Source organism: Streptomyces sp. NPDC020681, assembly GCF_044334895.1.
Lineage (GTDB): Bacteria > Actinomycetota > Actinomycetes > Streptomycetales > Streptomycetaceae > Streptomyces.
In genome coordinates, this window is the sequence record NZ_JBIRTX010000013.1 from 206743 (window position 1) to 218226 (window position 11484).

Sequence of the window (11484 nt, forward strand, 5' to 3'; positions counted from 1 at the left end):
GCGTCGCCCGTCACCGGCGCGGCTCATCACCAACCGCAACGGACGGCGCCAGCCGACCATGTCCCCGAGGAGATCCGCCCTCATGTCCCTCACGTTCACCAGACGCCGCGCCGCCGCGGCCGTGCTGACGGCTGCCCTCCTCATGCCGATCGCCGCCTGTGGTAGCAGCGATTCCAAGAAGGATGGCGGCGCCGCCAAGGCCACCGAGTCCGCCACCGGGGCTCCCAAGGCCAACCTGACGGTGCTGGCAGCCGCTTCACTGACCGACGTGTTCAAGACCGCCGGCGCTGCTTACGAGAAGAAGAACCCCGGAACGAAGATCACCTTCTCCTTCGCCGGGTCCCAGGAACTGGTGGCCCAGGTCAAGCAGGGCGCCCCGGCCGACGCACTGGTCACCGCCGACACCAAGAGCATGGACAGCGTGAAGGCGGACACCGGCACCCCGGCCGTCATAGCCAAGAACCGCCTCGTCATCGCGACCGTCGAGGGCAACCCGCACAAGGTCGACGAACTCAAGGACCTCGCGGACACGAAGCTGAAGGTCGTCCTCGCCGCACCCGAGGTGCCGGCCGGCAAGTACAGCAAGAAGATCCTCGACGCCCAGAAGATCACGGTGAAGCCCGTCTCCCAGGAGCCGAACGTCCGGGCCGTGCTGAGCAAGGTCGAGCTCGGCGAGGCCGACGCGGGTCTCGTCTACAAGACGGACGCCGAATCCGCCCCGGACAAGGTCGACACGGTCGAGATCCCCGACGCGCAGAACGCCATCGCCGAATACCCGGCCGCCGCGCTGAAGCAGTCCAAGAACGCCGAAGCTGCCGCGGCGTTCGTCGCATGGCTGTCCACACCCGAGGCACAGAAGATCCTCCAGGACGCGGGCTTCCAGAAGCCGTAGCACTGGCGACTGCCGTGAGGGGGCTGTCCGTTCCGGGGGAACGGACAGCCCCTTTCACTCATCCAGAACACCGAGTCCCAGGAATCCCCGATGAAACGCATCCGCAGTCGCGCACCAGGCCCTCGCACGCCGATCACCCTGGCGGTCCCCGCCCTGCTGGCCGTCGCGTTCCTGTTGCTGCCGCTGATCGGCATCCTCGTACGGACTCAGTGGGACGAACTCGCGGACCATCTCACGACTCCGGGGACCATCGAGGCACTGCGGCTCTCGCTGCTGGTCTCGTTCTGGGCGCTCGGGCTCTCACTGCTGCTCGGTGTGCCGCTGGCGTGGCTGCTGGCCCGCGTACAGTTTCCCGGCAAGGCGTTCGTGCGCTCCCTCGTGCTGCTGCCGATGGTGCTGCCGCCGACCGTCGGCGGTGTGGCACTGCTCCTCGCATTCGGCCGCCGCGGGCTGCTCGGCCCCTGGCTGGAGAACACCTTCGGCATCACCCTGCCGTTCCACACCTCCGGGGCCGTACTGGCCGCGACGTTCGTCGCCATGCCGTTCCTCATCATCAGCCTCGAAGGCGCACTGGGCGGACTCCGACCCCGCTACGAGGAGACCGCAGCGTCCCTCGGGGCCTCTCCGGTACGGGTGTTCTTCACGGTCACGATGCCCATGGTGGCCCCGGGCCTCATCGCGGGAGCGGCCCTCACCTGGGCTCGGGCACTGGGCGAGTTCGGCGCAACCATCACCTTCGCCGGCAACCTCCCCGGCACCACCCAGACACTGCCCCTGCAGGTGTACCTGCTGCTCCAGGACGAGCCGGAGGCAGCGACATCGGTCTCTCTGCTGCTGCTCGCCATCGCGATGCTGGTGCTTGTCGCGCTGCGCGGCCGCTGGACCGGTACGCCCGACGTCCGCTCGCAGGAACCAAAGCTTCAGGTGGAGGAAGCCGAACCAGGTGTGGCCCCGGTCCCCGAGCCCGCCGGCGCACAGCGCGCGGCCCCGCAGGAGCAGTGGTCGCTGCACGCCGACGTCACCGGCTTCAACCGACTCACCCTGGACGCCGAACCCGGCACCACCATCGCCGTCGTCGGCCCCAACGGCGCCGGCAAGACCACGCTGCTGCGCGCCCTCCTCGGCCTCACCCCACGCGCCCACGCCGAACTCCGGCTCGCCGACCACGATGTCACCGAACTCCCCCCGCACCGCAGGGGCGTGGCCTGGGTCCCGCAGGACGGCGCCCTCTTTCCGCACATGAGCGCGCTGGCCAACACCGCGTACGGGCTTCGCGCTCACGGCGTCCCGCGCGCGGAGGCCCGTCGCAGCGCCCAGGATTGGCTGGACCGGCTCGGCGTCGGCCATCTCGCCCATCGCAAACCGGCTCAGGTCTCCGGCGGTCAGGCCCAGCGTGTCGCGCTCGCCCGTGCGCTGGCCGCACGCCCCCGGCTCCTCCTGCTCGACGAGCCGCTTGCCGCACTCGACCAGACCACCCGCGCCCAGGTCCGGCACACCCTGCGGAGTCATCTCGACGGCTTCGGCGGTGTCTGCCTGATCGTCACTCACGACCCGGTGGAAGCAGTCGCGCTCGCCGACCGTGTCCTCGTACTCGACGAGGGACGTGCCCTGCAGGACGCCCCGCCCACCGAAGTCACCCGACACCCCCGCTCCCCCTGGGTGGCCCGCATGCTCGGCCGCAACGCCTGGCCCGGGACCGCCACCGCCGAAGGCATCCAACTCACCAGCGGCGGCACGCTCGTCGTCGCGGACCCGCTCCCGGCCGGCACGGGCGCACTCGCGATCATCGCTCCGGAAGCCGTCGCCGTGCACCGCGACAGGCCCAGCGGCAGCCCTCGCAACATCTGGCCGGGCACCGTACGGGAGATCACCACCAGCGGCAGCCGGCTACGTATCCTGATCACCTCCGACCAGGCACCGGACCTCGTCGCCGAGATCACTCCCCAGGCTGTCGCCGAACTCGGCCTCGCCGACGGCATTCCCGTCTGGACCAGCGTCAAAGCGACCGAGGCAACCGTGGTGGCCCTCTGAGCCGGTCCGTCGCGTGCGAACCGGGCGGACGATGACCCGGGTGCCCTTGGCGAGAACCGGAGCACACTCCTGGTCGACCGACGCGGATCAGTAGACGTCGCGGACGTACCGCTTGTCGGCGGCGAGCTGCTTGACGTACAGAGCCGCTGCGTCCTGGTCGAACCCTCCGTGTGTGACGGCGATGTCGCGCAGAGCCTGGTCGACGTCCTTGGCCATCCGCTCGGCATCGCCGCAGACGTAGAAGTGTGCGCCGTCCTGGAGCCATGACCAGAGCTGCGGACCGTGTTCGCGCATCCGGTCCTGGACGTAGATCTTGGCGCGCTGGTCGCGCGAGAAGGCGGTGTCGAGGCGGGTGAGGGTGCCGTCGGCGAGGAAGGAGGTCAGCTCGTCCTCGTAGTAGAAGTCGGTGGCACGGTGCTGTTCGCCGAAGAAGAGCCAGCTGGGGGCTCGGTGGCCACGGGCACGGCGTTCCTCGAGGAAGCCGATGAAGGGAGCCACTCCGGTCCCGGGCCCGACCATCACCATCGGTGTGGCGGGGGCCGCCGGAGCCCGGAAGTGCGGGGAGCGCTGGACGAAGACCGGCACCGTGGCGTCGTCCGTGGCATCGGCGAGGAACGGCGAGCACACGCCCTTGCGGAGACGGCCGTTGAGGTTCTCGTACCGGACGACGGAGACCGTCAGCGACACCTGGTGGGGGTCGGTGAGAGGGCTGGACGATATCGAGTACCGGCGTGGCTGCAGGCGCTTGAGGACGCCCGCCCACTCCTGCGGTGTGGCTCGCACGGGGTGCTCGGTGATGACGTCGACGGCCTGACGGCCCCAGGACCACCGGGCGAGCTCGCCCTTGTTGTCGGGTCGCAGCAACTTCTTCAGGTCGCGATCGCCGGTGCGCTCGGTGACGAAACCCAGCAGGGCCGGGGTGAGCTTGGTGATGTCCAGTTGCCGGTGCAGGGCGTCGGCCAGGGGAATCCGGCCGATTCCTGTGACGTCGACAGCGGCGGCGGGGTCGAGACCGGTGACGGCCAGCCATTCGGCCACGAGATCGGGGCAGTTGACGGGGTGCACGCCGAGAGCGTCACCTGCCTCGTAGGCGAGCGGAGTCTCGCTGTCGCTGCTGTCGAAGGTGAACCGGCGGACCTCCTTGCCCGCGCCGGGGAGGCTGAGGAGCCGGTTGCCGGTGAGCCGGGCGGCGACGGGGGCCGGCTTGGCGCTGCGGACAGGTGCGGTTGTCGGAGCGGGGGCCGAGCCGGTCGTCGGTGGTGCGGTGAGGTTGCTGAGGACGTGGTCGAGCCATGCGTGGGCAAAAGGCTGGTAGTCCGGTTCGCAGTCGGTGCGCGGGGCCAGGCGTACGGCCCCCAGCTCGTCCAGACGCTGGTCCAGGCGACGTCCATGGCCGCAGAAGTCGTCGTACGAGGAGTCCCCGAAGGCCAGGACCGCGTACCGCCTGCCGTCCATGCGCGGGCTGTCGGCGGCGGTCAGGGCGTCCCAGAACCCGGATCCGTTGTCGGGTGCGTCGCCGTCACCGAAGGTGCTGGTGATCAACAGCAGGTCGGCGGCCGGCGGGAGGGACCTGGGATCCGCGTCGTCCATGCCGACAAGCGCGGCACGGTGGCCGGTTGCGGTGAGCCGGTCGGCGGCGGCCACTGCGAACTCCTCGGCGTTGCCGGTCTGCGAGGCCCAGAGCACCACCACCTCACGGCCCTGGGTAGTTGCTTGTACCGCCGGTTCCTCTGCGGTTTGCGGGGCACGCGAGTACATGCCGGCGAGCACACCGTTCACCCACCGCGCGTGTTCCTCGCGGAACGGCGCACCGGCCGGCAGCACCGGAACACCGGGCGCACCGGATTCCAGCCCGGCCAGGAAGCCGACCAGGTACTGGCGTTCATGCTCGGCGAGCACGGGCGGCGGTGTGCTCTCCAGCCCGAAGACCGTGGCCGCGCCTGGCTGGACGGCGGTCGGCACGATCGCGGCCGGCTCCTCGGCAGGGACGGCAACGGGCGCCTGAGTAATGGCTACTGGAGTGGCGACCTTCGCCAGTGTCACCGCGCACATCTTGAACTCGGGCTGGAAGGAGACGGGGTCCACGGCGTCGCTGGTCACCGCGTTGATACTCAAGTACTCCCCGAACAGGTCGTTCCAGTGGAACGGCGCGAAGCAGCAGCCCGGCCGCACCCGGTCCGTCACGACGGCCGGCAGCACGGCTCGGCCGCGCCGGGACGCGACCTCCACCGAGTCGCCCTCCCCGATCCCCAGCCGCCGGGCATCCTCCGGATGCAGTTCGACAAACGGCGCCGGGTTGAGCTTGTTGAGCTTGGCGACCTTTCCGGTCTTGGTGAGGGTGTGCCACTGGTGCTGGAGCCGTCCGGTGTTGAGAACGAACGGGAAGTCGTCGTCGGGCATCTCCGCGGCCGGAATGTGCGGGCGGGCGAAGAAGGCTGCCCGTCCGCTCGCCGTCGGGAACACCGGACCGCCGTCGTCGCCCAGGTAGCGGATCGCGTTGCGGTCCGGGCCATCGGTGGTCGCGGCGGGCCATTGAACGGGCGTGGCGCGCAGCCGTTCGTAGGTCACGCCCCGGAGGTCGTAGCCGGTCTTCGGGTTCGCGGCGCGCTTGATCTCCTCGAAGATCTCCTCGGCGCCGGCGTAGGAGAAGGCATGGGCGTATCCCATCTCGCACGCGATGCGCGCGATGATCCGCCAGTCCGCGAGTGCCTCTCCCGGCGGGTCGACGGCAGGCTGGGCGAGGGTGAGGTTGCGTTCGCTGTTGATCAGCACGCCCTCGGTCTCGGTCCACAGGGCGCCGGGGAGCACGACGTCGGCATACGCGTTGGTCTCGGTGTCGGCGAACACGTCCTGCGTGATGACGAGTTCGGCCGTTTCCAGGCCCTCGATGACGGTCTTACGGTTGGCGACCGAGGCGACCGGGTTGGTGCACACGATCCAGCAGGCCTTGATCTCGCCGTCCGCCATCCGCCGGAACATCTCGACGGTGCCCTTGCCCGATCCGTCCTTGCGTACGGTGCCGGGCTCGAGGCCCCACAACCCCTCCACGAAGGCGCGGTCCTCGTCCACCAGCACCGACCGCTGCCCGGGCAGACCCGGCCCCATGTAACCCATCTCCCGCCCGCCCATGGCATTGGGCTGGCCGGTGAGCGAGAACGGGCCGCTGCCCGGACGGCAGATCGCACCGGTGGCCAGATGCAGGTTGATCAGCGCGTTGGTGTTCCACGTGCCGTGAGTGGACTGGTTGAGCCCCATGGTCCAGCAGCTCATCCACTCCCCGGCTGCGCCGATCCACTCCGCCGCCCGGCGGATGTCCGCCTCCGGGATCCCGGTGATCTCGGCGACCGTGGCCGGCGGATAGTCAGCGAGAAACTCCGGCATCGCCTCCCAGCCCTCGGTGCGCTCCGCGATGAAACCGGCGTCCGTGTCGCCGTTCTCCGCGAGCAGGTGCAGCAGTCCGTTGAGCAGAGCCAGGTCGGTTCCCGGCTTGATCTGGAGGAAGAGGTCCGCCTTGTCGGCGGTGGCGCTGCGCCGCGGGTCGACGACGATCAGCTTCGCGCCCGCCTTCACCCGCTCCATGAGCCGCAGGAACAGGATCGGATGGCAGTCCGCCATGTTGGAGCCGATGACGAAGAAGACATCCGCGTAGTCGAAGTCCTGGTAGGAGCCGGGAGGACCGTCGGCGCCGAGGGAGAGCTTGTAACCGGTGCCCGCGCTCGCCATGCACAGCCGGGAGTTGGACTCGATCTGGTTGGTGCCTATGAAACCCTTGGCCAGCTTGTTCGCCAGGTACTGCGCCTCCAGGCTCATCTGCCCGGACACGTAGAACGCGAAGGCATCGGGCCCGTGCTCGTCGATGATGGCCCGCAGCCGCCGTGCCGTGCCGGTGATCGCCTCGTCCACACCGGCGGGTATGGACTCCGTCCCGCGCTCGGGACGCATCAGTGCGGTGGTCAGCCGGCCGGGGGCGGCGAGCATGTCGGCCGTTGTCGCGCCCTTGGTGCACAGCCGGCCGAAGTTGGCGGGGTGCGTCTTGTCGCCCGATGCCTTGACGACCTTGCGGCGGCCGTCGGGGCCGGACGCGATGTCGAGAACCATGCCGCAGCCCACACCGCAGTACGAGCAGACCGTCCGAACCTGGGCGCTGCCGGTCCGCGACTCCTGTGTGGTCACCGGGTGGCCTCTCTGTGGATCGGATCGTGCCCCCGACGGTACGAAATGCCCATTACGTCGGTGTGACCACGGCCGATCATGGGCGGTAACGCGCGTCACACACCTGCTGGACGAGCAGTGTGAGATCGAGCGGAGTCACGCATGAACCAGGTGAAACCACGGCACTCTCTCGCATGTGCCGCGTATGCGCGCCATACAGGATGCATCTGCGGATCGGGCAGACAGGGATGGGCGAAGAGGCGATGAGTGTCGTAGCCATGCAACATGTACCGGCCGAGGCCCCTGTGCGACCGCCACGGCGCCGGGGCTGCTGCGCAACGGTCCCCCGTGCCGCAGCGGCGTCCGTGCGCGCACCAATCAGGACGGGGATGGGCCGACGTTCCAGCGCTGGTCACTGTCCCCGCCGGACGGCGCGAAGCCGAGCAGGCTGCCTTGGGAGCCTGCCAGGGGCTCAAGGGCGAAGTCCGGTGCGATCCGGGGATGAATCGTTCCTGCGCCGTCGACGGTGAAGAGCAGGTTCAGGCCGTTCTTGCCGTTGACCGAGGCGCAGGACCAGATGCCGGCACCGCGGTCGGTCGCGCCGCGTGAGTCGAGGCAGTAGGCGGGGTCGGCGCTGCTGTGCAGGAGGCCGATGGAGTCCAGAGACCAGCGCTGGGTTTCGGCGCCGCTGCAGGTGGCGGTGACTACGTCCGTACGGTTCGCCATCACGCCGTTGACGATGTCCAGGCACAGCCCCGACGCCACGTTGACCACCTGGGTGTAGCCGGCTCCGGGTGCAATCGGCGCCGGCGGACGCGGGACGCTCTTGGCCGGGGCGGCCACCGAGGGCTTGGGGACGCGCGAAGCGGTGGGGCTTGGCGAGGGCTTCTTCGACGCCTCCGCCGTGGGACTCGGCGACGGAACGGCAGGGGCGGGCAGAGCGTCGGTGGGCCAGGCCTGCTGAGGAAGGGGCGTCTGGGCGCGGTCGCGGACCGGGGCCGTGTCCTCGGAGGCGGTGGCCAGCAACGTGCCGGCGGCAACGGCGCCCGCGGCCACCACGGCGATGAGGACGAGATTCCGCGACGGCCGTCTCGCGCCCCTTGCACCCATCGCACTCATCGCACCGCTGCGCGCTGTCACGTCGGTGTACGCCGGCTGCGGGAAGGCAGTGAACACCGGCATGCCGGCCGTGGCCGGGGACCGGTCCGGCTGCGCCGGTACGGCGTCGAGGAAACCGCCCGCGGGACCCTGGGCGGCGTAGGCCGCTCCGCCCCATCCGAGCAGACCCTCGGCGAACACGGTCCGTGGATCCTCGGCCATCCGCGTCAGCTGGGCCATCAGCCAGGTGCAGCTGGGGCATTGGGTGAGGTGGAGCGTCAGGTCTTCGCTGCGCCGCCGGTCCCCCGGCCGGGCCGCCGCCTCGATGATGCGGCGGAATCCCAGGCATCTGGGATCCGAGCCGCGTTCCAAATGGGCCCGGAGATACGCCTCGCGGAGGGCGTCCTGCGCCTTGCTCCGCAGCTCAGGAACGTGTTCGGGCCGGACACTGAGGAAGGTGGCGACCGTGGCGTCCCGCTCTTGGTCCACCACCGCGTACCAGAGCATGCCACGCGTCAGCCCGGGCAGCCGATAGAAGCCGGTGAGCATGGCGGAGGCGGCTTCGGAGCGCAGGCCGGGGGCCTCGGCCAGGCCCGGCACAATGTCCGCGGCCGTGACGTCGGCCGCCTCGTCGGCCCATGCGGCGAAGCCGGGTGAGAGCCGATCGCGACGGCTGCCGAGGGCCCAGCCGGCACCGGCCCGCTGAACAAGCCTCAGCACATGGTGGCGCCAGTTGCCACGGGGCTCGATCCCCCGGCAGGCCTCCTGGGCGGCGAGGCCGAAGGCCTGGACGGCCAGTTGATGGCCGGCGGCCCGATCGCGTGCGCAGAGCCGGGCGTAGCTCAGGACGGCGGGCAGGTGGCGGCGTTTGAGTTCCTGGACGGCCGGACGGGCGGCGGGGGCACCGGAGCGGATGCGTTCGATGAGCCTCGCGTCCGACAGGGCGGCGTAGAGCGCTTGTTCGTCCGCGGGATCCGGACCGGCCTGGCGGAGCTGTCGCACCCTTTGACTCCTCGTGCACTGCGGCGTGACCGACCCGCACGCCCAGACGGAACACGCCGGTTGTTACCAGCAGGAAACAAGAGCCCATAGTGATGCAGCCGGATGCGCAGGGAAAGGTGTTTCCGCGGGTAAGTCGTCCCGGATGCCACCCCCGCGGATGCCACCCCCGCGGCTCCTGAATGCCGCGGGGGTGTGCGCATTGCATCCTCCCTATCCGCCCGCAGTCCGCTCCACGGGGATCCACAGCTCCGCGTCGGCCTGCGCCGCGTCCTGCGACAGCCGGGTCCGCAGGATCTCGGGCCCTGGCCGGCTCCGGTACGGGTTGGACGGGAACCACTGCGTGAACACGTCCCGCCACAGGTACTGGAGCGCCTGCGGAAACAGCCCGGAGCTCTCGAAAACGGCCCACGTCCCGGCCGGGACGGTGAGCGCGTCCATGTCCTCGGGCACCGGCGCCCGGGTCACCACACCGTGGTAGTAGTCGAGTTCGGTTCCCTCGGCGCGACTGTCGTCCAGATTGTCACTCACCGAGACGATTCCCTCCGGCTCCTGATCGGACAGACTCTGGATGCGCTGCAGCGTCTCCTGGCCGATGCTCCGGATGAACGCGGCGATGTCCGGGTTGACCCCCTCGTGCACGAGAGGGACGCGCGCCTTCCTGCCGACCACACGGAACTCCTCCTTCTCCACGACCCTGTACCGCATGCTGCTGCTCCCTTCGACGATGAGGCGGAAGGACATCCGTGGCTGGGACTGCAGACTCGCACCGACCCGCCTGACCTCGCCGGGACCGACGCCGTGCATCGCGCGGAACGCACGCGCGAACGCCTCCCCCGAGCTGTAGCCGTAGCGCACCGCGACCTCCAGCAGCGTCCGCTCGCCGGCCAGCACCTCGGCACCCGCGACCGTCAGCCGCCTGCGCCGGATGTACTCCGACACCGGAATCCCCGCCAGCGCGGAGAACAGCCGCCGCAAGTGGTACTCCGACGTCATCGCGATCCGCGCCAGGTCGGCCACCTCGATCGGCTGATCGAGGTGGCGCTCGATGTGCTCCATGGCCTGGTTCAGCCGCTCCAGCACCCCGGCCTCCTTCCCTTTCGCTCCCTCACGTTAGGAAGGACCCACCCTGCCGGACCCGACATCCTGTGCCCGTTCCGGTCGGGTACGACAATGGCTCCTGGACCGCAGCAATCGCCCGCACCGAACTGGGCACTTGGCGAGTACGCCCGCGGCAGATTCAGAAGGACCGGTAGATGCGGTCGGGATCGGCGAAGGCCGCCTCGGCGAACTCAGCGAAGTCCATGTTGGCAATCGCCAGATTTGCGTGCACGTCGTGGACGCCAGCCGGAAGGGTCCGGAACTCGCGAGGCGGCGGGGAGTCGGTGAGCTCCTTGTAGTACACCGGGTCGAGGTCTTCGTCCTCGGTGATGTCGAGCGCGAGCAGCGCGCGATGCGCAGACTGCATGGTGATGCGGTCGGCGAGGAACACCACGCTCAGATTCTCGTCCCGCCTCACCTCGTTGAGGACCTCATCGGGCTTGAGTCCGGCCCAGGCAGGATCGTCGATGACGTGAACGGCGGCTTCAAACTCGCCGTCGTCTCCCCACGGCTGAGCCAGGTCCACCACCACTGCCTGCCATGCGGCCTCGTCGCCGTAGTCGGTCCTGATGACCAGGGCGTCAAATTCATCACGCCCGACAATCTCAGGCAGCGCGTTCATGCAACTCCTCCCCCAGTGCCCGGCAAGGGTCCGACTGTCTCACGAGCCACCGACAGGGCCTTCGCTCGCCGCCCTGACCTTCACCGGTGACGCCTCCCGCCTTGCATGAAGCCGTCCTGCTGAAGGTCGGCGCTTGGCGTGCGGCGCCAATCCCATCGTGGGTGACGGGCGAGCAGATCAAGAAACTCGCAGGCCGCAAGAACCTCGAAGTGATTGGTATCGAGGAGCCCGTCGAAACCGCGTAGAACCTGCCCCAGGAAGGCTCGGGCCGCGTCCATCGACTCGCATGAGACGTAGGCACCGTACGGTTTCCCGATTTGGGCCGTGATCTGCTCCAGTTCCTCAGGCTCGAAGTCGGCCAGAATCCCGCCCGACAGATCGAAGAAGTACGAATACCCCTGCCAGTACAGGCGTTCGCCACCCGTCACCGGCTCCGGCACGAGACCGAAGGAACGGATCCGCGCCTCAAGCGACGGGCCTTGCTCCGCCGGGGCAAGGATGATCACAGACGGCCAGGACACATGCCCACCTCCCCGGCGACCGTAACCTCATCAATGCGACCCGGCCCAGCGGCCACGGCTCACACAGA

General features: G+C 69.4%; 7 protein-coding genes. 2 read left to right on the top strand and 5 right to left on the bottom strand.

Annotated features, from left to right (window positions below; translation table 11 throughout):
- Window positions 1–82 precede the first annotated feature (82 nt).
- Together modA and ACH4YL_RS27900 are read left to right on the top strand one after the other, a co-directional pair.
- A complete protein-coding gene (gene modA / locus ACH4YL_RS27895) occupies window positions 83–892 on the top strand; it encodes a molybdate ABC transporter substrate-binding protein (RefSeq protein WP_398510195.1) in 810 nt (269 codons plus the stop codon).
- A 90-nt stretch (window positions 893–982) separates the two neighbouring features.
- Complete coding sequence (locus ACH4YL_RS27900) at window positions 983–2923, top strand: ABC transporter permease (RefSeq protein WP_398510196.1); 1941 nt, start codon at window positions 983–985, stop codon at window positions 2921–2923.
- A gap of 87 nt (window positions 2924–3010) precedes the next feature.
- Here ACH4YL_RS27900 and ACH4YL_RS27905 read toward each other — a convergent pair whose 3' ends face one another.
- From ACH4YL_RS27905 to ACH4YL_RS27925, 5 genes are all read right to left on the bottom strand, one after another.
- Window positions 3011–7021 (bottom strand): molybdopterin-dependent oxidoreductase, encoded by a 4011-nt coding sequence (locus tag ACH4YL_RS27905; protein WP_398510235.1) that lies wholly within the window; start codon window positions 7019–7021, stop codon window positions 3011–3013.
- A gap of 432 nt (window positions 7022–7453) precedes the next feature.
- A complete protein-coding gene (locus tag ACH4YL_RS27910; RefSeq protein ID WP_398510197.1) occupies window positions 7454–9175 on the bottom strand; it encodes a ricin-type beta-trefoil lectin domain protein in 1722 nt (573 codons plus the stop codon).
- Window positions 9176–9385: 210 nt separating this feature from the next.
- Window positions 9386–10255: a GyrI-like domain-containing protein gene (locus ACH4YL_RS27915; RefSeq protein WP_398510198.1), complete on the bottom strand. Its 870-nt coding sequence runs from the start codon at window positions 10253–10255 to the stop codon at window positions 9386–9388.
- 157 nt (window positions 10256–10412) lie between these two features.
- Entirely contained in the window at window positions 10413–10895 is a 483-nt protein-coding gene (locus tag ACH4YL_RS27920) for a DUF6924 domain-containing protein (RefSeq protein ID WP_398510199.1), read from the bottom strand.
- Between the two features lie 80 nt (window positions 10896–10975).
- Window positions 10976–11401 carry a hypothetical protein gene (locus tag ACH4YL_RS27925; RefSeq protein ID WP_398510200.1) on the bottom strand — a complete coding sequence of 142 codons (426 nt, stop codon included), beginning with the start codon at window positions 11399–11401 and terminating at the stop codon, window positions 10976–10978.
- Window positions 11402–11484 lie beyond the last annotated feature (83 nt).